26 protein-coding genes are annotated in these 25096 nt (G+C 73.3%); 18 read left to right on the top strand and 8 right to left on the bottom strand.

Annotated features, from left to right (window positions below; all coding sequences use genetic code 11):
• Together A6A06_RS03200 and A6A06_RS03195 are read left to right on the top strand one after the other, a co-directional pair.
• Positions 1 to 2193, top strand: a complete 2193-nt coding sequence (locus A6A06_RS03200) for a hypothetical protein (protein WP_073758526.1) — start codon at positions 1 to 3, stop codon at positions 2191 to 2193.
• Between the two features lie 277 nt (positions 2194 to 2470).
• The gene (locus A6A06_RS03195; protein ID WP_079193754.1) at positions 2471 to 3736 is read left to right on the top strand and encodes a serine hydrolase domain-containing protein; all 1266 of its coding nucleotides are present in this window, start codon (positions 2471 to 2473) and stop codon (positions 3734 to 3736) included.
• 49 nt (positions 3737 to 3785) lie between these two features.
• Here the strand turns inward: A6A06_RS03195 and A6A06_RS03190 are convergent, their stop codons facing one another.
• Positions 3786 to 4577: an SDR family NAD(P)-dependent oxidoreductase gene (locus tag A6A06_RS03190; RefSeq protein ID WP_242440540.1), complete on the bottom strand. Its 792-nt coding sequence runs from the start codon at positions 4575 to 4577 to the stop codon at positions 3786 to 3788.
• A gap of 87 nt (positions 4578 to 4664) precedes the next feature.
• Here A6A06_RS03190 and A6A06_RS03185 point away from each other — a divergent pair, with 87 nt between their 5' ends.
• The 7 genes from A6A06_RS03185 (at position 4665) to A6A06_RS03155 (ending at position 11081) form a co-directional block, all read left to right on the top strand.
• Positions 4665 to 5525 carry a helix-turn-helix transcriptional regulator gene (locus A6A06_RS03185; RefSeq protein ID WP_073758522.1) on the top strand — a complete coding sequence of 287 codons (861 nt, stop codon included), beginning with the start codon at positions 4665 to 4667 and terminating at the stop codon, positions 5523 to 5525.
• A gap of 187 nt (positions 5526 to 5712) precedes the next feature.
• Complete coding sequence (locus tag A6A06_RS03180; RefSeq protein ID WP_073758520.1) at positions 5713 to 6672, top strand: ABC transporter ATP-binding protein; 960 nt, start codon at positions 5713 to 5715, stop codon at positions 6670 to 6672.
• Positions 6669 to 7406 (top strand): ABC transporter permease, encoded by a 738-nt coding sequence (locus tag A6A06_RS03175; protein WP_073758518.1) that lies wholly within the window; start codon positions 6669 to 6671, stop codon positions 7404 to 7406. Before A6A06_RS03180 ends, A6A06_RS03175 begins: the two co-directional genes overlap by 4 nt.
• The gene (locus A6A06_RS03170; RefSeq protein ID WP_073758516.1) at positions 7403 to 8638 is read left to right on the top strand and encodes a sensor histidine kinase; all 1236 of its coding nucleotides are present in this window, start codon (positions 7403 to 7405) and stop codon (positions 8636 to 8638) included. Before A6A06_RS03175 ends, A6A06_RS03170 begins: the two co-directional genes overlap by 4 nt.
• Positions 8639 to 8835: 197 nt before the next feature.
• Complete coding sequence (locus tag A6A06_RS03165; RefSeq protein WP_073759737.1) at positions 8836 to 9027, top strand: hypothetical protein; 192 nt, start codon at positions 8836 to 8838, stop codon at positions 9025 to 9027.
• Positions 9028 to 9178: 151 nt separating this feature from the next.
• Positions 9179 to 9790, top strand: a complete 612-nt coding sequence (locus A6A06_RS03160; RefSeq protein WP_073759735.1) for a response regulator transcription factor — start codon at positions 9179 to 9181, stop codon at positions 9788 to 9790.
• A gap of 106 nt (positions 9791 to 9896) precedes the next feature.
• Positions 9897 to 11081, top strand: coding sequence for a PP2C family protein-serine/threonine phosphatase (locus A6A06_RS03155; protein WP_242440539.1), 1185 nt, complete (start codon positions 9897 to 9899; stop codon positions 11079 to 11081).
• On the opposite strand, the gene A6A06_RS03150 is transcribed toward A6A06_RS03155, so the two are convergent.
• Positions 11048 to 11908: a transglutaminase-like domain-containing protein gene (locus A6A06_RS03150; RefSeq protein ID WP_073758512.1), complete on the bottom strand. Its 861-nt coding sequence runs from the start codon at positions 11906 to 11908 to the stop codon at positions 11048 to 11050. The genes A6A06_RS03155 and A6A06_RS03150 overlap by 34 nt on opposite strands.
• Before the next feature lie 17 nt (positions 11909 to 11925).
• Entirely contained in the window at positions 11926 to 12936 is a 1011-nt protein-coding gene (locus tag A6A06_RS03145; protein ID WP_073758510.1) for a GNAT family N-acetyltransferase, read from the bottom strand.
• A gap of 139 nt (positions 12937 to 13075) precedes the next feature.
• Here A6A06_RS03145 and fdxA point away from each other — a divergent pair, with 139 nt between their 5' ends.
• Positions 13076 to 13396 (top strand): ferredoxin, encoded by a 321-nt coding sequence (gene fdxA / locus A6A06_RS03140; protein ID WP_030573070.1) that lies wholly within the window; start codon positions 13076 to 13078, stop codon positions 13394 to 13396.
• A gap of 132 nt (positions 13397 to 13528) precedes the next feature.
• Positions 13529 to 14626, top strand: a complete 1098-nt coding sequence (gene dapC, locus A6A06_RS03135) for a succinyldiaminopimelate transaminase (RefSeq protein WP_073758508.1) — start codon at positions 13529 to 13531, stop codon at positions 14624 to 14626.
• A gap of 94 nt (positions 14627 to 14720) precedes the next feature.
• Here the strand turns inward: dapC and A6A06_RS03130 are convergent, their stop codons facing one another.
• Positions 14721 to 15290 (bottom strand): hypothetical protein, encoded by a 570-nt coding sequence (locus tag A6A06_RS03130; RefSeq protein ID WP_073758506.1) that lies wholly within the window; start codon positions 15288 to 15290, stop codon positions 14721 to 14723.
• A 471-nt stretch (positions 15291 to 15761) separates the two neighbouring features.
• Complete coding sequence (locus A6A06_RS03125; protein WP_073758504.1) at positions 15762 to 16781, bottom strand: heavy metal transporter; 1020 nt, start codon at positions 16779 to 16781, stop codon at positions 15762 to 15764.
• Between the two features lie 41 nt (positions 16782 to 16822).
• On the opposite strand from A6A06_RS03125, the gene dapE reads away from it, so the two are divergent.
• Positions 16823 to 17914, top strand: a complete 1092-nt coding sequence (gene dapE, locus A6A06_RS03120; protein WP_073758502.1) for a succinyl-diaminopimelate desuccinylase — start codon at positions 16823 to 16825, stop codon at positions 17912 to 17914.
• 113 nt (positions 17915 to 18027) lie between these two features.
• Positions 18028 to 18780, top strand: coding sequence for a TIGR00730 family Rossman fold protein (locus A6A06_RS03115; RefSeq protein ID WP_073758500.1), 753 nt, complete (start codon positions 18028 to 18030; stop codon positions 18778 to 18780).
• Positions 18781 to 18799: 19 nt separating this feature from the next.
• Here A6A06_RS03115 and folP read toward each other — a convergent pair whose 3' ends face one another.
• A complete protein-coding gene (gene folP, locus A6A06_RS03110) occupies positions 18800 to 19660 on the bottom strand; it encodes a dihydropteroate synthase (RefSeq protein ID WP_073758498.1) in 861 nt (286 codons plus the stop codon).
• A gap of 90 nt (positions 19661 to 19750) precedes the next feature.
• On the opposite strand from folP, the gene A6A06_RS03105 reads away from it, so the two are divergent.
• Together A6A06_RS03105 and A6A06_RS03100 are read left to right on the top strand one after the other, a co-directional pair.
• The gene (locus A6A06_RS03105; RefSeq protein ID WP_073759733.1) at positions 19751 to 20200 is read left to right on the top strand and encodes a DivIVA domain-containing protein; all 450 of its coding nucleotides are present in this window, start codon (positions 19751 to 19753) and stop codon (positions 20198 to 20200) included.
• Positions 20197 to 20805: a DNA-3-methyladenine glycosylase I gene (locus A6A06_RS03100; protein ID WP_073758496.1), complete on the top strand. Its 609-nt coding sequence runs from the start codon at positions 20197 to 20199 to the stop codon at positions 20803 to 20805. Before A6A06_RS03105 ends, A6A06_RS03100 begins: the two co-directional genes overlap by 4 nt.
• A gap of 46 nt (positions 20806 to 20851) precedes the next feature.
• Here A6A06_RS03100 and A6A06_RS03095 read toward each other — a convergent pair whose 3' ends face one another.
• Positions 20852 to 21652: an enoyl-CoA hydratase/isomerase family protein gene (locus A6A06_RS03095; protein ID WP_073759731.1), complete on the bottom strand. Its 801-nt coding sequence runs from the start codon at positions 21650 to 21652 to the stop codon at positions 20852 to 20854.
• Between the two features lie 314 nt (positions 21653 to 21966).
• Between A6A06_RS03095 and A6A06_RS03090 the strand changes: the two genes are divergently transcribed.
• On the top strand, positions 21967 to 22134 hold the full coding sequence (locus A6A06_RS03090; RefSeq protein WP_003985072.1) for a DUF3117 domain-containing protein: 168 nt from the start codon (positions 21967 to 21969) through the stop codon (positions 22132 to 22134).
• Positions 22135 to 22324: 190 nt separating this feature from the next.
• Here A6A06_RS03090 and A6A06_RS03085 read toward each other — a convergent pair whose 3' ends face one another.
• A complete protein-coding gene (locus tag A6A06_RS03085) occupies positions 22325 to 23008 on the bottom strand; it encodes an O-methyltransferase (RefSeq protein ID WP_073758491.1) in 684 nt (227 codons plus the stop codon).
• A gap of 276 nt (positions 23009 to 23284) precedes the next feature.
• On the opposite strand from A6A06_RS03085, the gene sigE reads away from it, so the two are divergent.
• A complete protein-coding gene (gene sigE / locus A6A06_RS03080; protein ID WP_073758488.1) occupies positions 23285 to 23974 on the top strand; it encodes an RNA polymerase sigma factor SigE in 690 nt (229 codons plus the stop codon).
• Positions 23971 to 24990, top strand: coding sequence for an anti-sigma factor family protein (locus A6A06_RS03075; RefSeq protein ID WP_073758485.1), 1020 nt, complete (start codon positions 23971 to 23973; stop codon positions 24988 to 24990). Before sigE ends, A6A06_RS03075 begins: the two co-directional genes overlap by 4 nt.
• The last annotated feature ends 106 nt before the right edge of the window (positions 24991 to 25096 follow it).

Here is a 25096-nt window from a genome sequence, read left to right as displayed (position 1 = left end):
TTGAGTCGTGAATCTGACAGTTCGTCCTCCGGCGCCCCGGGGCGCGGCGGTGCCGCGTACCCGTCGGGGACACCGCCGTACGGAACGCCTCGCACCGAGGCGGACGAGGCGGTGGCGGCCGACGCCGCAGCGAAGCCGGAGGAGCCGAAGACCGAGACCACGCTGACCACGCGGATCAAGATCAACATTCCGGGGTCCCGCCCCATTCCGCCGGTCGTCGTGCGCAAGCCCGTCGGTGAGGAGTCCGGGATGAACGGATCCACCGGTGCCGGTCCGTCCGGTACATCCGGTACGTCCGGCCAGGGTGCGTCCGGCGGAAGGCCCGCCACGGGAGCCGACCGCACCGGCGAGCGCACCGGCAGCACGCGCAAGCCCGACGCGCCGGGTGCCGACGGCGCCAGGAGCGCTCCGGCCGAGAAGACCAGCGACTGGTTCGCGCCCCGCAAGCCTTCGGCGGCCTCCGCCGGTTCCCCGGCCGCCCCGCCCCCCTCGCAGGCGGCCACGCCCGACCCGGCCCCCGCCGCGCCGCAGAACCCGGCCGACGGCGGATCGTCGCGCCCGGACCTGCCGTACTTCTCCGACGGGCCCGCGCAGGGCGGCGGCTCGCCGTTCGACCCGGCCCCGTCGCCGTTCGACGCGCCCGCCGGTCCGTTCGACGGGCCTGCGGCGCAGGGCGGGACGAGCCCGTTCGACACGCCCGGCGGCCGGGACACCGGCCGCACCGGCCACGGACCGAGCGGACCGAGCGGACCGACGTCCGGCCCGGCCACCGGCGACGCGGCCTTCGGCCTGCCCGCCGGCTTCCACTCCCCGGGAGCCCCGGGCACCCCGGGCGCGGACGGCGCTCCGGGCATGTCCGACGACACGGCGGTGCTCACCCCGCAGCCCCCCGCCCCGCCCGCCGGACCCGGCAGCGGCATCGGCGTCACCGGCGGCATCGCGGGCGGCGTGCCGGCCGGCGGCAACGGTGGCGCGCCCGCCGGACCCGGCAGCGGGTTCCCCGGCGGCGCGCCCGCCGGACCCGGCAGCGGGTTCCCCGGCGGCGGGCCCACCGGCCCGGGACAGTCCGGCGGCGGCGACCAGCTCTCCAGCGACACCCTGGTCGGCGGCATCCCGACGGTGCCCGCCGACGCCGTGCCGAAGAAGGCCGCCGCGGCCTTCCCGCCCGGCCCCGGCGCGGGCCAGGACGCCCCGGCCCCGCCGCGCGCCAAGATCCCCGAACCGATCAACCCGAAGAAGAAGGGCCGCAACAAGGTCGTCCTGCTGGGCGTCGCGGTCGTCGTGCTGGCCGGTGTCGCGTACGGCGCGGGGCTGCTGCTCGACCACGCGGACGTGCCCAACGGCACCACCGCGCTGGGCGTGGACATCGGCGGCGCCACCAAGGAAGAGGCCGTCAAGAAGCTGGACGCGGCCGTCGGGAAGTTCCGTACCGAGCCGCTGAAGCTGACCGTGGACGGCCAGGAGCAGACGCTCGTGCCCGCCAAGGCCGGGCTGAACATCGACACCCAGGCCACCGTCCGCGACGCCTCCGGCCGCGACTACAACCCCGTCTCCGTCATCAGCTCGCTGTTCGGCGGCACCCGGACCGCCGAGCCCGCGATGATCACCGACGACGAGAAGCTGGACATCGCGCTCAAGGCGGTGGCCGGTCCGGCCGGCTCCGCCAAGGACGGCGGCATCACCTTCGAGAACGGCAAGGCCGTCCCGCACTACGGCGCGCCCTACAAGGCGGTCGACGTCAAGGCGTCCAAGAGCAAGATCGAGAAGGCGTATCTGGACCGGGCCGCCACCGGCAAGAACACCCCGGTGGTGCTGGCCGCCGTCGAGCAGCAGCCGAAGGCGGACAAGGCGGAGGTCGACCGGGCCATGAAGGAGATGGCCGAGCCGGCCGTCTCCGGGTGGGTCTACCTGTCGGCGGGCGGCGTCGAAGTGCCGTTCAGCCAGCGCTCCATCGGCGAACTGCTCACCTTCACCGTCGCTCCCGACGGCAAGCTCCAGCCGGTCATCAACCTGGCCAAGCTGGAGGACAAGTACGGCCACGCCTTCGACAACGTGACGATCGACGGCGGCGCCGGCAAGGTGAAGATGACCCCGACGCACGCCGCCGCGGCGATGCAGCAGGCGCTCAGGAAGTCCGCGCCGCCCGCACCGCAGAAGCGCGTCGCCAAGGTCGAGGGCGCCTCCACGGGCTGACCCGCCCCGCTCCGGTGCCGGTGCGTCGAGCCGGTGCCGGTGCGTCGAGTCGGTGTCGGTGCGTCGAGTCGGTGTCGGTACGTCGAGCCGGACCTGGTACGTCGAGCCGGTGCCGGTACGTCGAGCCGGTCCCGTACCGTCCGTACGGGACCGGCTCGACGTCGTCCGGGCGCCGCACCCGGAGCCCGGAACGGCCGGAAAACCCGACCAACGTCGGGCCCTGACCCTTACTTTCGTCGATACTGCGCGGCCCCCGGCCCGCCGTAGCGTCCCCGCCATGATCTCCGTAACCGACCGCCCCGGCGGTACCGCCGGAAGCACCGCGGCCCGCACCTCCACGTTCCGCTCCGCCACCACCCGCGCCACGGCCCTGGCCCTTGCCCTGACCGCGGTCCTCGCCACCGGCCCGGCCGCCGACGCCGCGTCCCCCGACCGCCGCCCGGACGGCCACCAGGCGACCCAGGAAGCGCTCCGGGCCGTGGTGGAGAAGGCCGGACTCCCCGGCGTCGTCGCCGAAGCCAGGGACGCACGCGGCCGGTGGTCCGGCTCGGCCGGGGAGGCGGACACCTCCACGCACCGCGAACGGACCAGCGCGGAGCACTTCCGCGCCGCCAGCGTCACGAAGACCTTCCTGGCCACCGTCCTCCTCCAGCTCGCGGAGGAGGGCAGGCTCAGCCTGGACGACACCGTCGAGAAGTGGCTCCCGGGCGTCGTCCACAACAGCGACACCAGCGACACCAGCGGAAGCGACGCAAAAGACGGCAACGACGGCCGCGCCATCCCGCTGTGGCGGCTGCTGAACCACACCAGCGGCATCCGCAACCACACCGCCGACCCCGGGTTCGCCCACCGCGCCTCCGGCCCCGGCTTCCTCGAACACCGCTACGACACCTACCGTCCGGCGGACCTGGTGGCCCTCGCACTGCGGCAGACCCCGCCCGGCACCTTGGGCACGGCCCTGTACAGCAACACCAACTACGTACTCGTCGGAATGATCATCGAGAAGGCGACCGGCCACTCGTACGCCCACGAGGTGCAGCGGCGCATCCTCACCCCGCTCAAGCTGCGCGAGACCTCGTTCCCCGGCCTGGACCCCCGGCTGCCGCTGCCGCACCCCACCGCCTACTCACGGCTGCGGCAGAAGGAGCCCGGCGCGCCGGTCGTGGACGCCACCGAACAGAACATGTCGTGGCTCGGCGCGTCGGGCGACATCATCTCCACCACCGGCGACCTCAACACCTTCTTCCGGGCCCTGACGCAGGGCCGGCTGCTGAGCCCGGCCGCCACGCGCGCGATGTTCACCACCGTGCCCGCGGACACCCAGGGCTACCGCTACGGACTCGGCATCGAGTCGATCACCCTCTCCTGCGGGGTGACCGTGGTGGGCAAGACCGGCCGCGCCAACGGCTCCGTGTCCGGGGTCGTCGGCACCAGGGACGGCAGCCACCAGCTGACGTTCAACATCAACGGTGACTGGATGGGCGACGCCTCCGCGTACGCGGGAGTCGTCGAGGCCGAGTTCTGCGGCCCGCGGAAGCGCTAGACAGCGGCCAGGGCCCCGGCCCGGCGCACCGCGGGAACGTCCCTCCGGCTCAGGCGAACAGGCCGCCGTCGACCCGGAGGACCGTGCCGGTGACGTAGGAGGCGCGGTCGCTGAGGAGCCAGGCGGCGGCCTCGGCGATCTCCTTCGGCTCGGCGGCACGGCCCAGCGGGGTCCGGAGGTTGAGCTGCTCGATGGTGCCGGGCACCTCCTCGTCCCACGCGTGCAGCATCTCGGTGAGCGTGGTGCCGGGCGCGACGGCGTTGACGCGGATGCCTTCCGGGCCGTACGTGACGGCCGCCGACTCGGTGAGGCTGTTGACCGCCCGCTTCGCCGCGCCGTACACGGGCAGCTGCGGGTTGCCCGTCAGGCTGCCGACGCTGGAGGTGTTGACGATGGCCCCGCGTCCGGCGGTGGCGCGGATGGCGGCGACCTCGGCGGTCATGGCCAGCCACGGGCCCTTGAAGTCGACGGCGCTGACGACGTCGAAATCCGCTTCCGGCAGCTGGTCCATCGGGCCGGGCGGCTGCCCCGTAGCGCCGTTGTTGAAGGCCACGTCGAGCCGGCCGTACAGCTCCACGCACCGGTCGACGGCGGCCCGGACACTCGCCGCGTCGGCCAGGTCGCACACCACGTGACCGGCGGTGCCGCCGGCCGCGCGGATCTCCTCGGTCACCGCCTTGAGCTGCGTCTCCGTGCGTGCGGCGAGGAGCACCCGGGCGCCCTCCCGGGCGAACAGCCGCGCCGCCGCGGCGCCGATGCCGCGGCCGGCACCCGTGATGAAGGCGACCTTGCCGGTGAGCAGGCCCGCGGTCGTGGTGGACGGGGTCGGTGTGTTGTTCATGCCGACGAGCCTGTGCCCGGCCGTCCCGCGCATCCAGGCACCGGCAGTACCTGGCTGAGCGCCGCGCCGCCCGCGCACACTGGGGAGGTGGACCGACACGTACGACGAGAACTCGGCGACTTCCTGCGCAGCAGGCGCGAGCGCATCACCCCCGCCGACGTGGGGCTGCCCGCCGGTACGCGCCGCCGCACCCCGGGGCTGCGCCGCGAGGAAGTGGCGCAGCTGGCGTTCATCTCGACCGAGTACTACACGCGGCTGGAGCAGGCCCGCGGCCCCCGCCCCTCCCGCGAGGTGCTGGCCCAGCTCGCCCGCGCCCTGCGGATGCCGGACGCCGAGCGCGCACACCTCCACCACCTCGCCGGTGCCCCGCCCGGACCCCCGCCCGGCCCGTCGCGGGAGGTGCGCCAGAGCCTCGTCGACCTGCTGCGGCGGCTGCCCGAGGCCGCGGCGGTCGTGGTGTCGGCGACGTACGAGGTCATCGCCTGGAACGAGCTGGCCGCCGCCCTCATGGAGGACTTCTCCGCCCTCCCGCGCCGGGACCGGAACCTCGTCCGGCGAGCCTTCCTCGGCCCGTACCGGGACGGCCGGCGGCTGTACGGCGTCTCGGACGCGGACGAGTTCGCCCGGACCATGGCCCGGCAGCTGCACGCCGCCGCGGCCCGCTACCCCCGGGACCCGGAAGTGACCGCCCTGGTCGACGAGCTCCTCGACGGCAGCGCGGAGTTCGCCCGGCTCTGGGCCGCCCACGACGTGACGTCCCGGCCCACCCTCTGCAAGACCTTCGCGCACCCCCTCGTCGGCCCCGTCAGCGTCAGCTGCGACGTCCTGGACGTCGCCGACCGGGACCAGCGCGTCTTCCTCTACACCGCCGCTCCCGGCTCGCCGTCGGCAGAGGCACTGCGGCTGCTGTCGGTGATCGGCACACAGCGCATGAGCGTGCCCGGCTGACCGCCCTCCCCGCCGTGCCCGGCTGACCGCCCTCCCCGGCCGTGGCCGGAGCCGCCGACCGCCCTCCAGCCGCGGCCGGAGCCACCGGACGTGGGCCCTAGGGGACACCCCCCATGACATCTGTCATCCCGGAGATGCGACAGCCGACACTGCCGCGGGCGACCGCCCCGCTGTGAAGCTGGAACACATGACGAGCACAGCCACCAGCACAGACCGCGCCGCCGGGCGCCGGGCGGGCCCGGCGCCCGTGGTCAGCTTCCGGAAGGTCAGCAAGAACTACGGCACCGTACGGGCGGTGGCCGACCTCGATCTCGATCTGTACCCGGGCGAGACCGTCGCCCTCCTCGGCCCCAACGGTGCCGGCAAGTCCTCCGCCCTCGACCTGCTCCTGGGCCTGCGCAACGCCGACGCGGGCGAGGTGTCGCTCTTCGGCACCAGCCCGCAGCGCGCCATCGAGCAGGGCAAGGTCGGCGCCATGCTGCAGAGCGGCGGGCTGATGACCGGCGTGAAGGTCCGTGAGCTGGTCCGGCTCGCCAGTGATCTGCACCCCGGCGGCTTTCCGGTCGAGCAGATCATGGAAGCCGCCGGGATCACCGAGATCGCCGACCGGATGGTCGACAAGCTCTCCGGCGGCCAGGAGCAGCGGGTGCGCTTCGCGCTCGCCACGGCCGGGGCCAACGACCTGATCGTGCTGGACGAGCCGACCACCGGCATGGACGTCACCTCGCGGCAGACCTTCTGGGGCACCATGCGCGCCCAGGCCCGCCAGGGCCGTACGGTGCTGTTCGCCACCCACTACCTCGAAGAGGCCGACGAGGTCGCCGACCGCGTGATCGTGCTGCACCGCGGCCGGGTGCTGGCCGACGGCACCGCCGCCGAGATCAAGGCGAGGGCCGGCGCCCGCCGGATCGCCTTCGACCTGGAGGGGCCGGTCGACCACGAGGCGCTGCGCCGCCTGCCGTTCCTGACCTCCCTGGAGGTCTCCGGGCGCACCGTACGCATCCAGTCCGAGGACGCCGACGCGACCACGCACGCCGTCTACGGGCTGGGCCTGTACCCGTACAACCTGGAAGTGGCCGGACTCGGCCTGGAGCAGGCGTTCATCGCCATCACCGACGCGGCGACCGCCGAGGAGGCGGCACGATGACCACCCTGATCAAGCTGGAGATCGTCCGCGCCCTGCGGAACAAGAAGTTCATGTTCTTCTCGGTGATCTACCCGCCGGTGCTCTACCTGATCATCGCGGGCGGCGCGAGCAACAAGCCGGTCCTGGGCATGTCCCTGAGCATGCCCCTGTACTTCATGGTCGCCATGGCCGCCTTCGGCGCGATGACCGCCGTACTGATCGGCAACAGCGAGGCCATCGCCAAGGAGCGCGAGAAGGGCTGGGTACGGCAGCTGCGGCTGACGGCGCTGCCCGGACGCGGCTACGTCGCCGCGAAGATGGGCGCCGCCGCGACGGTCAGCCTGCCGTCCATCGTGCTCGTCATGCTGGTCGCCGCCACGGTCAAGGGCGTACGGCTGGAAGCCTGGCAGTGGGTGGCCATCCTCGTCGCGACCTGGCTCGGCAGCTTCGTCTTCGCCGCGCTCGGCGTGGCCATCGGCTACCTGGCCAGCGGTGACGCGGTCCGCCCCATCTCGATGATGATCTACTTCGTGCTGGCGTTCCTCGGCGGGCTGTGGATGCCGCTGACGCTCCTGCCACAGTGGGCGCAGAACATCGCCGAGTGGCTGCCGACCCACGCGTACGCCGCGCTCGGCACGGCCATCGAAGGCGGCCACGCCCCGGACGTCAAGGACCTGGCCCTCCTCGCCGGCTACCTGATCGTCTTCGCCGGCGCCGCGGGCTGGCTCTACCGGAAGGACACGCGTACGGCATGAAGGAAACGGAGACCGAGCGCAGCCCGGTGCTGATCGGAACGCCGCCCCGCACCCGCCGGCAGGCGCTGGTGAAGAGCGTCTGGATCGTCATCTGGTTCCTGTACCTGACGGGTCCGATCGGGGACCTGATCGACGGGGACATGTCCCCGGCGCGCGAGGTGCTGGGCTGCGCCGGTCTCCTGCTGTTCGTCGGCGTCTACTTCGCCCTGCTCTTCCGGCACATGGTGCACCGGTCCTGGCCGGACTGGGCGATCCGGGCGGCCGTGACCTTCATCGCGGCGATCGCCGTCCTGCTGTCCTCCGTCCTCGGGCCGAACTGGCTGGTGCTCTTCACGTTCGTGTGCGTCGCGGTGGCCGTCTCGCGGCCCTGGAGCACCGCCCGGTGGGCCGTCCCCGCACTGACCGCCACCCTCGTGCTGATCGGCCTGCGCTACGGCGAAGTGCGGGTCTACCTCTTCGCCTACGCGCTGCCCTGCCTGCTCAGCGGGTTCGCGATGGTCGGCGTGCAGCATCTGATCCGTACGACGAAGGAGCTGCGCGAGGCGCGGGAAGAGGTCGCGCGGCTCGCCGCCAACGAGGAGCGGCTGCGGCTCGCCCGGGACCTGCACGACCTCCTGGGCCACTCGCTCTCCCTGATCACGCTCAAGAGCGAACTGGCCGGACGGATGCTGCCCGCCGAACCGGACGGCGCGGCCAAGCAGGTCGCCGACATCGAACGGGTCAGCCGCCAGGCGCTGGTGGACGTCCGTGAGGCGGTCACCGGCTACCGGCGCCCGCGCCTGGTCGTCGAACTGGCCGGGATGCGCGCCGCGCTGCGCACCGCGGCGATCACGGCCGACATCGACCCGGCCCTGGAACAGGAGCACCGGGGCCTCACGGAGGACGGGGAGAGCGCGCTGGCCTGGGCGCTGCGGGAGGCCGTCACCAACGTCGTACGGCACAGCGCGGCCGGCCGCTGCGAGGTGCTGCTCACCGAGGAGTGGGAGGCCGACGAGCGGCGGCTGCTGTGCCTGTCCGTCATCGACGACGGCACCGGGCCCCCGCGCGGCGGGCACGACGGGAACGGCCTGAGCGGCCTGCGCGAACGCCTCGCCCTCGCCGACGGGCGCCTGGAGACCGGCACCGCGCCGCGCGGCCGCGGCTTCGCCCTGCGCGCGTACGTCCCCCTCGGCAGCCCGCCGGTGTCCGGGGCCGCCGCCCGGCCCGCGGAGCACAGCCCGTCGGAGGCGTGAGGTGGGAGGCATGCGGCTGGAGGCGTACGGCGTGAGGTGGGAGGCGTACGGCGCGAGGCGTGAAGTGGGAGGCCGTGCGCCGTGTCCGTGCGCCCCTCGGCTCCGGCGCACGGGCGTACCCGCCCCCGCTCCCCCCGATGGAGTGGCCCGGCGCGGAATCCGGCGCCCCGGCGCTCCGGGCGGTGCACGCTGGCGCCATGCCACCCATCGACCCGCGGGCCGTCGTCCGTCCCCTCGCCACGCCCGGCTGCCCGGCCTGCCGCGACCGGCGCCGCCTGTGGAAGGACACCAGCGACTCGGGCCGGGGGCAGGAGACCTGGCACTGGTGGTGCTCCGGCTGCCTGCAGACCTTCGAGCCGACACCGCAGCACAAACGCTTCTACGTCTGACCTGTCCGACCCGTCCGACCCGTCCGGCCCGCCGCTGCCGCCGCCCCTGTCTCCTCCGCCCCCTCCGCCTCCTCCTTCGCCGCCCGCTGACCTGCGCTTTCGCCCGCCTGGCTAGGGTGTCCGCATGACCGACCCGCACGGCGAGCAGCCCATGAAGAAAGTGCGACTCCTCCTCGCCGAGGACCAGTCCATGGTCCGTGAAGCGCTGGCCGCGCTGCTGGGGCTGGAGCCGGACATGGAGGTCGTGGCCCAGGCCGCGCGGGGCGACGAGGTCGTCGGCGCGGCGCGGGAGCAGCCGGTGGACGTGGCGCTGCTCGACATCGAGATGCCCGGCCTCAGCGGGCTGGACGCCGCCGCGCTGCTGCGCGACGCGTTCCCGGCGCTGAAGGTCGTCATCCTCACCACCTTCGGGCGGCCCGGCTACCTGCGCCGCGCGATGGAGTCCGGCGCCGACGGGTTCCTGGTCAAGGACGCACCGGCCGCCCAGCTGGCGGACGCCGTACGACGGGTGCTGCGCGGGGAACAGGTCATCGACCCGGCCCTCGCGGCCGCCGCGCTGTCCGGCGGGGCGAACCCCCTCACCGACCGGGAGTGCGACGTGCTGCGCGCGGCGGCGGACGGCTCCACCAACGCCGAGATCGCCGCCGCCCTCCACCTCTCCCACGGCACGGTGCGCAACTACCTGTCCACCGCCATCCAGAAGACCGGCGCCCGCAACCGGGCCGAAGCCGTCCACACGGCAGGCGACAAGGGCTGGCTGTAGCCCGTACGCGGGCGGCCGGGCCGCTGTAAGGAGTCTCACCCGCGACCCGCCCCCACCAGGACCTTCGACTCTGGGCGGGCCGGTACGGCGGACGCAGGCTGGAAGGGTGAAGACTCTCCAGCGATCCCCGGCGCGCGACCGCGGTGTGGCGGCGCTGCTGGTCGTCGTGACCCTGGCCATCACGCTGGTGGACGCGATGACCGGCCCGCAGCTGCACTTCGCCCTGTTCATGGGCATCGCGCCGCTGATCGCCGCGCTGCGCTGCACCTACCGCTGGACCGCGGTGGTGGCCGCCGAGTACGTCCTGTGCCAGGTCTTCATCCAGGTGCGGCTCGTGCCGGACTGGTCCGTGGCCAGCAAGGTCGTCGGCGTCTTCGGGTCGCTGCTCGTCGCCGTGTTCGCGCTGGTGCTGTGCCGGACGCGGCTGGAGCGGGAGGCCCTGTTCGCCCGTACGAGCATGGTCGCCGACGCCGTGCAGCGTGAGATGCTGCGCGAGCTGCCGCTGACCGCCGGGCCGCTGGAGGCGTACGGGTTCTACGTCTCCGCCCAGGAGGGCGCCCGGGTCGGGGGAGACATCTACGAGGCCGTGGAGACACCGCACGGGCTGCGGCTGGTGATCGGCGACGTCCAGGGCAAGGGGATGCCCGCGATCGGCGCCGGGCACGAGGTGCTGGCTTCCTTCCGGGAGGCGGCGTACTACAAGGACAGCCTCGAAGCCGTCGCCGAGCGCATGGAGCAGGCACTGTCCCGCTACAACGTCCGTTCCGCCGAGCGCGGCGGGCAGGAGCGGTTCGTCACCGCGCTGCTGCTGGAGGTGCGCGGGGAGGACGACGCCAGGGTCCTGTCCTGCGGCCACATCCCGTACTACCTCGTACGGGACGGCCACGTCACCGAACGCAACGACGGCGAGGGCGGGCTGCCGCTCGGCCTCGGGTGGCTGACGGGGGAGGGGCGGCAGAGCGTGGCCGTCGAACCGGTGGCGGACGACTGGATCGTGCTGTGCACCGACGGCGTCACCGAGGCCCGCGGCGCGGACGGCGAGTTCTACCCGCTGGCCGACCGCCTGGCCCGCTGGACGCACCTGGAGCCGGACGAACTGGCGCACACGCTCCGCGCCGATCTGGAGCGGTTCACCGGCGGCGACCTCAAGGACGACGCGACCGTACTGGTCGTGCGCCGCAGCCCGCAGGCCGCCCGGCAGGGGACGACGGACGTGGCAGACGTGGCAGACGCGGCCGGGAAGCAGGCCCCGCAGGATCAGTTGAGCATGGCGCGGGCCGCCGCCGCCTGACGGCGCACCGCCGCCGCGGCGGCCGGATCGACCGCCTCCACCACCTTCGCGTACTCCTCCAGCCCGGCCGCGCCGCCCAGGAAGTCCCCGCGCTGCACCAGCAGTTGCGCGTGGTCGTGGCGCAGCCGCGCCGGGTGGCTGGGCAGCAGCAGGGACAGCTCGACCGCCCACAGCTGCACGTCGCTGCGCTCCGGCCGGGCCGCCGCCCACGCCCGGACGTTGTTCAGGATGCGCAGCACGATCTCCAGCGGGTCGGCCGGCGCCAGCATCTGCTCGGTCAGCGGCGCCCCGGTCGCGCCCGCGACCAGCACGCCCGCGTCCTCGTCGGTCAGCAGCCGCCCGCCGTCGAAGGGGTCGACGAGGACGTGCGCGCCGTACGGGTCCCCGAATCCGACGACGAAGTGGCCCGGCAGCGCCACCCCGTACACCGGCGCGCCCGCCCGCCGCGCGACCTCCATCCAGACCACCGACAGCAGGATCGGCAGGCCCCGGCGGCGCCGCAGCACCTCGTGCAGCAGCGACGACTCCAGCCGCCGGTAGTCGGTGGGCGTCCCGCGGAAGCCGAGGCGCGTGCCGAGGAGTTCGGCGGTGTTGCGGGCCCAGGGGCGCGGCCCGCCGGAGGGGGCGTACGGCAGCCGCCCGGCCAGCGCGTCCAGTTCGATCTGCGCCGCGTCCACGCCCGCCTCGTCCAGCGCGGGATCGGCCTCCGCCGCGATCAGCAGGCACAGCCGGGCGAGGTCCGGCCGTTCGTCGCGCGCGGCCTCGGCGAACTGTCGGCGCCGCTCGGCGGACGCGTCGTCCCCGTCCGGGTCCGGGTCCGGATGCATACGAGGTTCGTACCCGTTCAGCTCGGGCCTCCCTGGGGGGCGCGCCAGTGGTGGTAGTGGTGGTGGGTGACGAAGCCCAGCCGGTCGTACAGCGCGCGGGCGTCGTGGTTGTCCGTCTCCACTTGGAGGTACGCGGCCGAGGCGCCCTCGTCCAGGGCCTTGCGGGCGAGCGCCGCCATCACGGCCGTCGCCAGGCCGCGCCGCCGGTGCTCCGGGCCGACCTCGACGGCCGCGAACCCGGCCCAGCGCCCGTCCACCACGCACCGCCCGATCGCGGCCGCTCCGCCCGCCTCGTCCGGCACGCTCGCGAACCACACCGACGGGCCGCCGTGCAGGACCGCGACCACCTCGGGCCCCGGCTCACCGGACCGCCGGTAGCGGGCCAGCCACTGCGCGTCGGTCTCCCGCGTGAGCGCCACCCGGGACACGTCCGCGTCCAGGTCGCCTACGGGGGCCAGTGCGGCGGTCCGGGTCTCCGCCGTCACCTCACGCGTCCAGCCGCGCCGGTCCAGCCCGGCCGCCAGGTCCTCCTGGGTGCCCTGGGCGCCCGTACTGACCTGGATGTACGCGGGCAGCGAGCGCTGCGCGTACCAGGAGCGGACCTGTTCCAGTGCGGTGTCCAGCGGCAGCCCGGGATCGCCCAGGGGCGCCACCGAGTTGGCCCGCCGGGTGAAGCCGGCGCTGGCCCGCAGCTGCCACCCGCCCAGCCACTCGCTCTCCACCGGCGGCCAGCCCCGGGCGGCCACCCGGTCGAGCTCGGGTGCGCTCGTGGCGGGGGAGCGGCGGCGGGCGGGCGCAGCGGGCACCGTCTTCCCGGCGACCAGAGCGGCCTCCGTGATCCGAATGATCTCCCCAGTCCTGCGTGTGACGCTCAGCACACCATTGTCCCAGGATGTGAGAACGCCGACCGTGTCAGTGAACCTCTCAGGCCCCTCTCCGACGCCGCTCAAGCGTCGGACAGATACCCTTTTGCCCACGTCAGCACGGGTGATGTGGACCTCCAGCCGTCCGCCGGTAGTGAATTCCACGGGTCTACCCGCCCCTCTTGTTCGTCTCCTGCCCGGGAACGGAGATACTAGGTGCGGGCATCGACGACGCCGCGCTCCCGCGCGCCCAGCGGCGGAACTGCCAATCGGTCCGCCAGCCCTACCGAGGAGGAACGACAGCGTGACCTACGTCATCGCGCAGCCTTGTGTCGACGTCAAGGACAAGGCGTGCATCGAGGAGTGCCCCGTCGACTGCATCTACGAGGGCTCCCGGTCCTTGTACATCCACCCGGACGAATGCGTCGACTGCGGCGCGTGCGAGCCGGTCTGCCCGGTCGAGGCGATCTTCTACGAGGACGACACTCCGGAGGAGTGGAAGGACTACTACAAGGCGAACGTCGAGTTCTTCGACGAGCTCGGTTCGCCCGGTGGTGCCAGCAAGCTGGGCCTGATCGAGCGCGACCACGCCTTCATCGCAGCGCTGCCGCCGCAGAACCAGTAAGCGGCCGCATGGCGCCGCCCCGGTCCCGTACGGCCGGCCTCCCCGTCACCTGAGACCGGGACGCCGACGCCGCACGGGGCCGAGGCGTTTCCAGCCCTGTGCCGCCCGAGGAACGTGAGGAAAGAGAGCAACGTGGGCACCGTTTCGTCCCGTCTTCCGGTCTTCCCCTGGGACCGGCTGGAGCCGTACAAGACCACGGCGGCCGCGTATGCCGACGGCATCGTGGACCTGTCCGTCGGCACTCCGGTCGACCCCGTGCCCGCGCTGGTCCGCAAAGCCCTCACGGACGCCGCCGACAGCCCCGGCTACCCGACGGTGTGGGGCACCGCCGCCCTGCGCGACGCGATCACCGGCTGGGCCGGGGAGCGCCTGGGCGCCACCGGCCTGGACCACGCCAACGTGCTGCCGGTCGTCGGCTCCAAGGAACTGGTGGCCTGGCTGCCGACCCAGCTCGGCCTGGGCACCGGCGACCGCGTCGCCTACCCGCGTCTGGCGTACCCCACCTACGAGGTCGGCGCGCGCCTGGCGGGCGCCGAGCCGGTCGTCTACGACGACCCCTGGGAGCTGGACCCCGCCGGCCTCAAGCTGCTGTGGCTGAACTCGCCGTCCAACCCGACCGGCCGCGTCCTGAGCACCGCCGAACTGCGCCGTACGGTCGCCTGGGCACGCGAGCACGGCGTCCTGCTCTTCAGCGACGAGTGCTACATCGAACTGGGCTGGGAGGCCGACCCGGTCTCCGTCCTGCACCCGGACGTCTGCGGCGGCTCGTACGACGGCATCGTGGCCGTCCACTCGCTGTCCAAGCGCTCCAACCTGGCCGGCTACCGCGCCGCCTTCCTCGTCGGCGACGCCGCGGTCCTCGGCGAGCTGCTGCTGATCCGCAAGCACGGCGGCATGATGATCCCCGCGCCCGTACAGGCCGCGACGGTCGCGGCGCTCGGCGACACCGAGCACGTCGGCGAGCAGCGCGAGCGCTACGCCCGCCGCCGTACGGCCCTGCGCGAGGCCCTGGAGGCCGCCGGCTTCCGCGTCGAGCACAGCGAGGCGTCGCTCTACCTGTGGGCGACGCGGGACGAGTCGTGCTGGGACACCGTGGCCGACCTCGCCAAGCGCGGCGTCCTGGTCGCGCCGGGCGACTTCTACGGGAGCGCGGGGGACCGGTTCGTCCGGGTCGCCTTCACGGCCACCGACGAGCGGGTGGACGAGGCGGTACGGCGCCTGGCGCAGTAGCCCGCACACGCGAAGAAGCCCGGAGCGGGCGCCTGGGATACGGCGTCCGCTCCGGGCTTCGCTGTCCGGTGCCCGGTCAGCGTGCGGTGCTCGGTCAGCTGACCGGCAGCCCGTTCGTCGGCAGCAGGTCCGAGGCCAGGCCGCTGCCGCCGATCGCCTGGGCCAGGCCGTCGGTGGACAGCGAGTCGGTCAGCCCGTCGGTGGACAGCCCGTCACCCGGCAGGGAGTCGGTCAGGCCGTCGGTCGGCAGGCCGTCCTCGGTGGCGGTGTGCAGGGTGTCGGTGAGGATGTCCCCCGCGCTGTCCGCGGTGTCGCCGGCGGCGTTGCCCGCGGCATGCTTCGCGGCCGGCGCGGTCTCCCGGAGCGTCTTGCCCGCGGTCTTGCCGGCGGTCCTGCTCACCGCCGGAACGGCCTTGCGGACGACCTTGCCGCCCGCCTCGGCGGCGTTCGCGCCGGTCTCACCGGCGAGGTCGCCGGCACCCTGTACCGCGCCGTCGGCGGTGTCGGCGAGGCTCGCGGTGTCCACTGCGGTCAGTCCGCCCAGGTCGGAGGACTTCGGCAGTTCCACGGCGCTCGCGGAGCCTGCCGCACCGACCACGGGGGCTGCGCCGGCTGCGACCAGCAGCGCGGCTCGGGCGATCCGACGCGAGAGGGGGAGGGACATGGTGCTCCTTTTACGGAGAGGGACTGGTTCTTCTGACAGACGTGCCGTGTGCGCCGGGCGGGGCGCGGAGGCTGCCGGGCGCACAGCGTGACTACCGCGTCAGGCCCGGGAAGGTTGCGGCACGGCCGGTAAAGAATCAGTGGGGGGTCACATAATCTGCTCCGGAGGAAACCGGGCAAACTGCGCCGGGCGCAGTACGGCGCTGAAACGTCACGCCTCAGTGCCCGCAGGGGCTCCATGCCGTTCGGGTGACCCCGTGGACGGTGACTCGGCACCGCTGCCCGGGGTTGACGACGTTAACTCGGCCGAGGGACCCGCCGGACGGCTGCGCGGTGACCGCAAGGCTGACGGCGTGACGGCCGTCCGGGGTACGGAGCGCCGCCGGACCGCCTCCCGCGGCGGCCGCACAGCCGCGCTCCCGGACCCGTCGAAGACGCCCGGCCCGACCCGCCACGAGAGGCGCCCCGAGGCTCACTTGGCGGTGACGATCCGTACGTCCGCACCGGGAGCGCGCGCCGCCGCACCGGTCGCCTTCTGCCAGCCCTTCCCGGAGTCGGCCGCGGACCACATCTTCCCGGCGTAGGAAATCTGCTCGATGCCCAAGGCACCGGACTGCGCCATCGCCCAGGTGGCCAGCTCCCAGCCGCGCCGCTGGGACCCGGAGCCGTCCCCGTCCGCCGACGTGCCGCCGGCCTGCCCCGCACCCGGGGCCCGGCCGCCCGCCGCGGCCTCGTCACCGGCGTCCCCGGAGGAGACCGGCCGCGCGGGGACCGTCAGGACCCGGCCGCCGTCCTTGCCGCCGTCCTTGTCAGGAGCGGTCCCGTCCGTGTGCGGCAGCACGTCGGCGCCGAACTCGCGCACCAGCTGCTTGCGCACCCCGTCCGTGCCGCCCGGGTGCTTCCGGTCCGCCGGACGGTTCACCGAGCACGTCATCGCGGCCCCGTCGCGCCCGGTGAGGGCACCGGTCAGCAGCGCGGCGTCCGGCTCGTGCTTGGCGTACGCCTGCGGGTAGCCGCTGCGCTGCACCTTCTGCGCGGCCACCGTCAGCGGCAGCCGCGAGTAGCCCGGCACCTTGGCCAGATGCGTGTAGAACTCCCCGGCGGAGTAGACCGGGTCCATGATCTGCTGCACGGTGCCCCAGTCCTGGGACGGCCGCTGCTGGAAGAGCCCGACCGAATCCCGGTCGCCGAAGCCGATGTTGCGCAGCCCCGACTCCTGCATGGCGGTCGCCAGGGCGATCGTCACGGCCCGCTCCGGCAGCCCGCGCGAGGAGCCGACGGCCGAGATGGTCGCGGCGTTCGCGGCCTGCTCCGGCGAGATCTCGTACGGCGCGCCGCCGTCCGCGGTCCGCACCGAACAGCGCGGTGCCCCCGGCCCGCCCGTGACGTACTGCACGACGAGGTACACGGCCAGTCCGACGAGCACGGCGAAGGCCGCGCCGGTACGCAGGAGGCGCTTGCTGCGGGCGGGAGCGGTGGGCTGGGGGGACACACCGCCAACGGTACTGGAGGGGCGCCGGTAGGGTCGGCCCCATGGAGACCGTTACGCAGACCCCCGCACTGGACCTCTCCCTCGACGCGGCCGGGCTCACCGCTCAGCTCATCGACATCCCGTCCGTCAGCCGGGACGAGAAGGCCATCGCGGACGCCGTGGAGAACGCGCTGCGTGCGCTCCCGCATCTGACGGTGGAGCGGGACGGCAACTGCGTCGTCGCGCGTACGGAACTGGGCCACGCCGAGCGGGTCGTCCTGGCCGGCCACCTGGACACCGTGCCGATCGCGGACAACGTGCCCTCCCGGCTCGACGAGAACGGCGTCCTGTGGGGCTGCGGCACCACCGACATGAAGTCCGGCGTCGCCGTCCAGCTGCGCATCGCCGCCACCGTCCCCGCGCCCAACCGCGACCTGACCTTCATCTTCTACGACATGGAGGAGATCGCCGCCGAGTTCAACGGTCTCGGGCGGCTGGCCGAGGAGCACCCGGAGTGGCTGGCGGGCGACTTCGCCATCCTGCTGGAGCCCTCCAACGCCGAGGTCGAGGGCGGCTGTCAGGGCACGCTGCGGGTGCTGCTGCACACCGAGGGCGAACGGGCCCACTCCGCGCGCAGCTGGATGGGCAGCAACGCCATCCACTCCGCGGCGCCGATCCTCGCGCGCCTGGCGTCCTACGAGCCGCGGCGGGCCGTCATCGACGGCCTCGAATACCGCGAGGGCCTGAACGCGGTCCGCATCGAGGGCGGCGTGGCGGGCAACGTCATCCCCGACGCCTGCACCGTCGCCGTCAACTTCCGTTACGCGCCCGACCGCAGCGAGCAGGAAGCACTCGACCACGTCCGCGAGGTCTTCGCGGACTGCGGCGTCGCCGCGACGACCGTCGACGACCACTCGCCGGGCGCGCTGCCCGGCCTGTCGCACCCCGCGGCCGCCGCCTTCATGAAGGCGGTCGGCGGCATCGCCAAGCCCAAGTTCGGCTGGACGGACGTCTCGCGCTTCAGCGCCCTGGGCGTGCCCGCCGTCAACTACGGCCCCGGCGACCCCCTGCTGGCACACAAGAAGGACGAACGCGTCGCCACCGAGCAGATCCTGCACTGCGAGGAGCGCCTGCGGTCCTGGCTCACCGCGTAGGGCACGCCCGGCACACGCGCCCCCGCGGTGTCCCGGAATCCGGAATTGCCCTGCCCGCCACCTGCGCCGATCTACCCTTGCCGGACACTGACCGGCAGCGGAGGGAGCACGATATGGCCAGCCCCGAGGAAGAGCGGGCGTGGGAGGAACAGCGTCTGGGACCCGTGGTGCGCCGACGCGAGCAGGTGCAGAAGGGCACCACGGACCAGCGGCTGCTGGACACCGCCGAGGGCGACACCGACTGGGTGCACACCGACCCGTGGCGGGTCATGCGCATCCAGTCGGAGTTCGTGGAGGGCTTCGGCGCGCTCGCCGAACTGCCGAGCGCCATCAGCGTCTTCGGCTCGGCCCGTACACCCGTCGGCTCGCCCGAGTACGAGACGGGCGTCGCGCTCGGCCGGGCACTGGTGGAGGCCGGCTTCGCGGTGATCACCGGCGGCGGGCCCGGCGTGATGGAGGCCGCGAACCGGGGCGCCCGGGAGGCCAAGGGCGTCTCCGTCGGCCTGGGCATCGAGCTGCCCTTCGAACAGGGCATGAACCCGCACGTCGACATCGGCGTCAACTTCCGTTACTTCTTCGTCCGGAAGACGATGTTCGTGAAGTACGCGCAGGGCTTCGTCGTACTGCCCGGCGGCATGGGCACCCTCGACGAGCTGTTCGAGGCGCTGACCCTGGTCCAGACGCGGAAGGTGACCCGCTTCCCGATCGTGCTCTTCGGTACGGAGTACTGGAACGGCCTGGTCGGCTGGCTGCGCGACACGGTCGTCGCGCAGGGCAAGGCGTCGGAGCACGACCTGCTGCTCTTCCACGTCACCGACGACGTGGACGAGGCGGTCGCGCTGGTCTCCAAGGAGACCGGGAAGTAGCGACAGGCGCCGACAGGGCCTAGGCGAGTCCCCGGCGGGCCACCGCCGGGGGCCGGTGGCCCGCGATCGAGGCCACCATGTCCAGGACCTGTTTGGTCTCGGCGACCTCGTGGACGCGGTAGACCTGCGCGCCCAGCCACGCCGAGACCGCGGTCGTCGCCAGCGTGCCGAGCAGCCGTTCCTTGACCGGCTTGTCCAGCGTCTCGCCGACGAAGTCCTTGTTCGACAGCGAGACCAGCACCGGCCACCCGGTGTCCGCCATCTCGCCGAGCCGGCGGGTCGCCTCCAGGCTGTGCCGGGTGTTCTTCCCGAAGTCGTGCCCCGGGTCGATCATGATCGCGTCGCGCCGTACGCCCAGCTCCAGCGCCCGTTCGGCCAGCCCCAGCGTCACCCGCAGGATGTCCGCCAGCACATCCTCGTACGCCACCCGGTGCGGCCGGGTACGCGGCTCGACGCCGCCCGCGTGGGTGCAGACCAGCCCGGCGTCGTAACGGGCCGCGACCTCGGCCAGCTTCGGGTCCACCCCGCCCCACGCGTCGTTGAGCACGTCCGCGCCGGCCTCGCAGACCGCCTCGCCGACCTCGTGGCGCCAGGTGTCCACGCTGATGACCACGTCCGGGTACCGCCTGCGCACCTCGGCCACGAACCCGACCGTGCGCCGGGCCTCCTCCTCGGCGGTGACCTCCTCGCCGGGGCCCGCCTTGACGCCGCCGATGTCGATGATCGCGGCGCCCTCGGCCACCGCCTGCTCCACCCGGGCGAGAGCGGGCTCGTCGGTGAAGGTGGCCCCCCGGTCGTAGAAGGAGTCCGGGGTCCTGTTCACGATGGCCATGATCACCGGCTCGTGCGCAGTGAACTCTCGATTCCCCAGCCGCAGCATTGCTTCTCCCTCTTCGTGGTCCGCCAGCGACCCTAACGGTCACACCCGCATGGCACGATCAGTGCCAACGCATAGCTCGGGGAGATGGTCGTGTTCTGGTTCCTGCTGATCGCGATGGTCGCGGTGGTCGCCGCGGTCACGCTCGCCGTGGTCGGCGGCGGTGACGAGGGCGGGCTCGGCGAGGCCGCGCCGGACCGGCTGTACGAACCGCTGCCCGCCGACCGGCCCGCCTCCCGCGCCGACGTGGAGGCGGTGCGCCTGCCGGTCGGCGTGCGCGGCTACCGGATGAACGACGTCGACGACGTGCTGGACCGGCTCGGCGCCGAGCTCGCTGAACGGGACGCCCGGATCGCCGAGCTGGAGGCGGCCCTCGCGGGCGAGCACGCCGCGGCGATGGGCCCGCCCGGCCTGATCAAGGACGCCCCGGAGGACGGCTCCGGGGACCGGGCCGGGACGCGGACCGGGGACCGGCCGGCCGCACCGGCCGGAGAGGAGCCCCTGGCCTCCGGGGGCGAGGACGACGGGAAGAGCGCCTCATGACGGCAGTGAGCACGGCTCCGGACGGGGTGCCGCGGTGCCCCTGGGGCATGGAGTCGGAGAAAATGGCCGACTATCGCGCCTACCACGACACCGAATGGGGCCTGCCGGTCCACGGTGACGACGCGCTCTTCGAGCGGATGTGCCTGGAGGCGTTCCAGTCCGGGCTGTCCTGGATCACGATCCTGCGCCGCCGCGAGGGCTTCCGGGCCGCGTTCGCGGACTTCCGCATCGAGGCGGTCGCCCGGTTCACCGACGCGGACGCCGAGCGGCTGCTCACCGACGCCCGCATCATCCGCAACCGCGCGAAGATCGGCGCGGCGATCAACAACGCCCGGATCGCGGCCGAGCTGGCCCCGGGCGAGCTGGACCGGCTGATCTGGTCGTACGCACCCGAGCGCGCCGACCGGAAGGCACCGCGCACCCTGGCCGACGTGGCGCCCGTCACACCGGAGTCCACGGCACTGGCCAAGGACCTCAAGAAGCGCGGCTTCCGCTTCGTCGGCCCCACCACGGCGTACGCGACGATGCAGGCCTGCGGCCTGGTCAACGACCATCTGGCGGACTGTCACGTACGGGACGCGGTGGAGGCGGCGGCACAGGCCTGAGGGGATGCCCGGCCGTCTCCGGCCGGGCCTTCACCTTCCGAATTGCCTAGCGCCCCAGGAACCGCGGCTTCTCCTTCTTCATGAACGCCTCGACCGCGATGTGGTGGTCCTCCGAGGCGCCTGCCCGCGTCTGCAGTTCCTCCTCCTTGGTGAGCGTCTCGGTGAGCGTGTGCCCGGCCCCGTACGCGAGGGACTCCTTGATCGCGGCGTATGCGGCGGTCGGCCCCTCGGCCAGCGCGCGCGCCACCGCGGCCGCCTCCGCCGCCAGCTCCGCCGCCGGGACGATCTTGTTGGCGATGCCCAGCTCGTACGCCTCCTGCGCGGTGACGCTGCGCGGGAAGAGCAGCAGGTCGGCGGCGCGGCCGTGGCCGATCAGGCGGGGCAGCGTCCAGGAGATCCCGGAGTCGGCGGTGAGCGCGACGCCCGCGAAGGAGGTGTTGAAGGACGCGGTGTCGGCGACCACCCGGTAGTCCGCGGCCAGCGCGAAACCGGCACCGGCGCCCGCGGCCACGCCGTTGACGCCCGCCACCACCGGCTTGGGCATGCCGGCGAGCGCCGTGACGATGGGGTTGTAGTGCTCGCGCACCGTGCTCATGGTCTGCCCGGACCCGGTCTCGCGGTCCCGGGCCAGCAGCCCGATGTGTTCCTTGAGGTCCTGGCCCACGCAGAAGGCGCGCCCGGTGGCGGTCAGCAGGACGGCCCGTACGGCCGGATCGGCGGCGACCTCGCGCAGGATGTCCCGCAGGGCGGCCTTGGCTTCCGTGTTCATCGCGTTCATCGCGTCGGGACGGTTGATCGTGATCGTCCCGACGCCGTCGGTCACGTCGTAGAGCACGGTGTCGGCCATGGTGAGGGGTCCCTCCGTCGCGGCTCGCGCTGCCCGGAAGTGGCAGCCGTCGCTCAGAATGCCGGAGATCATCGGCGCCCGTCATGTGACGTACGTCAAACAAACGGCGAGGACCGGACGCCGGACGATGGCGAAGTATCGCAGCCCACTCCCCGAATTGGGTGGTTTTGCGAGAGCGCGTTGCCGAAGGGATGCTCCCCGATGTTGGTCATCGGGTCGTGCGATGCGGGATAATGGCCTGGAAGCAATGTGTTCGATGCCGGTGACACCTGGGTTGTCGGCTGCGTGAGCTGGTTTCAGGAAGGGGAACGAGCATGGCGGCCATGAAGCCGCGGACGGGCGACGGCCCGCTCGAGGTGACCAAGGAGGGGCGGGGCATCGTCATGCGCGTTCCGCTCGAAGGCGGCGGTCGACTCGTCGTCGAGCTGACTCCCGACGAGGCCAAGGCTTTGGGCGAGGCCCTCGAGAAGGTCACCGTCTGACAGGGCAGTCGCCCTGATGCTGCGGTTTCCCGGGGCTGACCCCTGGACCCCCAGCCGAATACCCGGGCCCCGGTGGGCGGCGCGCGAGAGCGCGCCGCCCACCGGGGCCGCGTCCGTTCCTCGGTGCCCCCGTGGGCGCCGTACGCGCTGTACACCTACGCGGTACACGCGTACGTGCCCGGGTCCCCGCTCAGCCGCGCTTGACGGCGCACAGCAGGCCGTCGCCCACCGGCAGCAGGGACGAGATCAGCGCGTCCGTCTCGCGGAGCGTCCGCAGCAGCTCCCGCAGGCGCAGCACCTCCGCGGGCTGGGCCGCCGAGTCGACCGTACGGCCGTCGGCGAAGACGCCCTCGAAACAGACCAGGCCACCGGGGCGCAGCAGCCGCAACGATTCAGCGAGATAGTCCAGGCACTCCATGCGGTCGCCGTCGCAGAAGACCAGGTCGTAGCCGCCGTCGGCGAGCCGGGGCAGGACGTCCAGGGCGCGGCCGGGGATGAAGCGCGCGCGGTTGCCGGCGAAGCCCGCCTCGCGGAACGCCTGCTTCGCGAACTGCTGCCGCTCCGGTTCCAGGTCGACCGTCGTCAGGACGCCGTCCGGCCGCATACCGTGCAGGAGGTAGATGCCCGACACTCCCGTGCCGGTGCCTATCTCGGCGACCGCCTTGGCGTCCGCCGTCGCCGCGAGCAGCCGCAGCGCGGTGCCGGTGCCCGTGGACACCGCGCGGATGCCCGCTTCCCGCGCCCGGTCCCGGGACCAGTGCAGGGCGGCGTCGGCCTTGTCGTCGATGGTCCCGGCGCCGTACGCCTCGGCGAATGCCAAGCTCGTCTGCCGGTTGCCGGTAATGGCCCTCTCCTGTCCCCGTAGTTGACGCAACCGTGACTGTATCCGCTGCGTGCGGGAACCCGCAGATGGGACCGGGCGTTGAAGCACAGCAGGGGGGATGCATCGGTGAAGACCCAACGAGACGTGTGGCATGACGCGAAGCCAGGCCAAAAGCAGGTCAAATCTGCTTATCCGGAGCTAACGGGCGAGGTGGATATGGTAGGGGCTCTACTGGACACCACCAGAGCCACCAGGGGAGGTGCGGCTGCGACGGGTGACCGATGGGCGCGAAGGCGCTTCAGGCGGTCGGCCGCCGAGCCGAAATCCGTGACAGACACTGCTGACCGTTCCCGCTCCCACGGCCTCAAGGGTAGGGGAGGGGCCTTTGACACCGCTACGACAGCGACGTTCGCCGCCGAAGCGGATGCGCAGGCCTGGACCCCGCCCAGCTGGGAGGAGATCGTCAGCACGCACAGCGCGCGGGTCTACCGTCTCGCCTACCGCCTCACGGGCAACCAGCACGACGCCGAGGACCTGACGCAGGAGGTGTTCGTCCGCGTCTTCCGTTCGCTGTCGACGTACACCCCCGGCACCTTCGAGGGCTGGCTGCACCGCATCACGACCAACCTCTTCCTGGACATGGTCCGCCGCCGCCAGCGCATCCGCTTCGACGCGCTCGGTGACGACGCGGCCGAGCGGCTCCCCAGCCGCGAGCCCTCCCCGCAGCAGCATTTCAACGACACCCACTTCGACGCCGACGTCCAGCAGGCGCTGGACACCCTCGCGCCCGAGTTCCGCGCCGCCGTGGTGCTCTGCGACATCGAGGGCCTGTCGTACGAGGAGATCGCCGCCACCCTCGGCGTGAAGCTGGGCACGGTCCGCAGCCGCATCCACCGCGGCCGCTCCCACCTGCGCAAGGCGCTCAAGCACCGCTCCCCGGCGGCGCGCGCCGAGGAGCGCGAGCGCGAGCAGCGGACGCTCACCTCGGTCACCACAGGGGAGGTCGGAATCGCGTGAGCGGTACAGGCGGTCCGTCCCCCGCCGAGCATCATCTCGGCGACCGCCTCGCGGCTCTGGTCGACGGGGAGTTGGGGCATGACGCGCGCGAGCGGGTGCTCGCGCATCTCGCTACGTGTGGAAAGTGCAAGGCGGAGGCCGACGACCAGCGCCAGCTGAAGAACGTCTTCGCGGAAACGGCGCCCCCCGGTCCCTCCGAGGGGCTGCTGGCGCGCCTCCAGCAGCTGCCCGGAGGTGATGCCGACGGCTCCGGAAGTCGGCTGGGCCCCGGGAGCTTCGGCAGGGGCGCGTTCGGCGGCGACTTCGCCGAGGGCGCCGAGTTCGAAGCGCGCGGCGGTTCCTTCCGGTATGTCCCGTCCGGCAGTCATGCCGTCAGCGGCGTGCCCCAGCAGCCGCGCCCGCGCGGCTTCCGTATCCACGAGCCGGACCGGCCCGCGCCGCAGCGCCGCCGGTTCGCCTTCGCGGCGGCCGGGGCGGTCTCGCTGGCGGCGTTCGCGCTCGGCGGCGCCCTGCCCCTGGAGGCGGCGGTCGACACTCCCAGCGGCCGCGCCGACGGCACGGGCAGCCAGATGACACCGCTCAGCGCCACCCAGGGCCCGGCCACCCGGCCGGGCCTGTCCCGCGGCGAAGCCCTGCTCTTCGCGACGGGACACCCCTGGACGCGGTCGCTCCCCGGCGCGGACGTCACCCCGGAACCGGCACCGAGCTCGCTCGGCATGACCGGCCCGTCGATGCCGTCGGCCGCGCGCCCCTCGCCGTCGCTGCCCCTGTCCCTGTCCCGGGTCGCGCTGCCGTCCGAAGGCCGCTCCGCCCTGCCCGCGCTGACGCTCCAGACCGGTCAGCTCATGCCGCACCACCCCGCACGAGGCACCGCGCCGGTCCCGCAGTCCGGCGCGCGCATCGTGGGGCCGTACGTGCCGTCCGAAGACGCCGGGCGCCCCCAGGGCGGGACCGCCGTACCGTCCGGCCCCGCCTCCCGGGAGACGATGGCCGCCCGGTGGCCCGCCCCGCGCTGACCGGGCTCTGCGCGCGGCCCCACGGACCTGGTTGAATCGCTGCCTGGGCGGCGCCCCCTGCCGGGGCATGCCGCCACGAGGTGGTGGTGCCCGCCTGACACAGCGG

It is taken from the genome of Streptomyces sp. CB02923 (assembly GCF_001905005.1).
Taxonomy (GTDB): domain Bacteria; phylum Actinomycetota; class Actinomycetes; order Streptomycetales; family Streptomycetaceae; genus Streptomyces.
This window is presented reverse-complemented; position numbering and strand designations above follow the sequence as displayed.

What these genes read in the sequence shown, in the direction of transcription:
- A6A06_RS03195 (WP_079193754.1), top strand. Translation starts at nt 2,471, where the DNA reads ATGATCTCCGTAACCGACCGCCCCGGCGGTACCGCCGGAAGCACCGCG.
- A6A06_RS03190 (WP_242440540.1), bottom strand. Translation starts at nt 4,577, where the DNA reads ATGAACAACACACCGACCCCGTCCACCACGACCGCGGGCCTGCTCACC.
- A6A06_RS03180 (WP_073758520.1), top strand. Translation starts at nt 5,713, where the DNA reads ATGACGAGCACAGCCACCAGCACAGACCGCGCCGCCGGGCGCCGGGCG.
- A6A06_RS03175 (WP_073758518.1), top strand. Translation starts at nt 6,669, where the DNA reads ATGACCACCCTGATCAAGCTGGAGATCGTCCGCGCCCTGCGGAACAAG.
- A6A06_RS03170 (WP_073758516.1), top strand. Translation starts at nt 7,403, where the DNA reads ATGAAGGAAACGGAGACCGAGCGCAGCCCGGTGCTGATCGGAACGCCG.
- A6A06_RS03165 (WP_073759737.1), top strand. Translation starts at nt 8,836, where the DNA reads ATGCCACCCATCGACCCGCGGGCCGTCGTCCGTCCCCTCGCCACGCCC.
- A6A06_RS03160 (WP_073759735.1), top strand. Translation starts at nt 9,179, where the DNA reads ATGAAGAAAGTGCGACTCCTCCTCGCCGAGGACCAGTCCATGGTCCGT.
- A6A06_RS03150 (WP_073758512.1), bottom strand. Translation starts at nt 11,908, where the DNA reads ATGCATCCGGACCCGGACCCGGACGGGGACGACGCGTCCGCCGAGCGG.
- A6A06_RS03130 (WP_073758506.1), bottom strand. Translation starts at nt 15,290, where the DNA reads ATGTCCCTCCCCCTCTCGCGTCGGATCGCCCGAGCCGCGCTGCTGGTC.
- dapE (WP_073758502.1), top strand. Translation starts at nt 16,823, where the DNA reads ATGGAGACCGTTACGCAGACCCCCGCACTGGACCTCTCCCTCGACGCG.
- A6A06_RS03115 (WP_073758500.1), top strand. Translation starts at nt 18,028, where the DNA reads ATGGCCAGCCCCGAGGAAGAGCGGGCGTGGGAGGAACAGCGTCTGGGA.
- folP (WP_073758498.1), bottom strand. Translation starts at nt 19,660, where the DNA reads ATGCTGCGGCTGGGGAATCGAGAGTTCACTGCGCACGAGCCGGTGATC.
- A6A06_RS03100 (WP_073758496.1), top strand. Translation starts at nt 20,197, where the DNA reads ATGACGGCAGTGAGCACGGCTCCGGACGGGGTGCCGCGGTGCCCCTGG.
- A6A06_RS03095 (WP_073759731.1), bottom strand. Translation starts at nt 21,652, where the DNA reads ATGGCCGACACCGTGCTCTACGACGTGACCGACGGCGTCGGGACGATC.
- A6A06_RS03090 (WP_003985072.1), top strand. Translation starts at nt 21,967, where the DNA reads ATGGCGGCCATGAAGCCGCGGACGGGCGACGGCCCGCTCGAGGTGACC.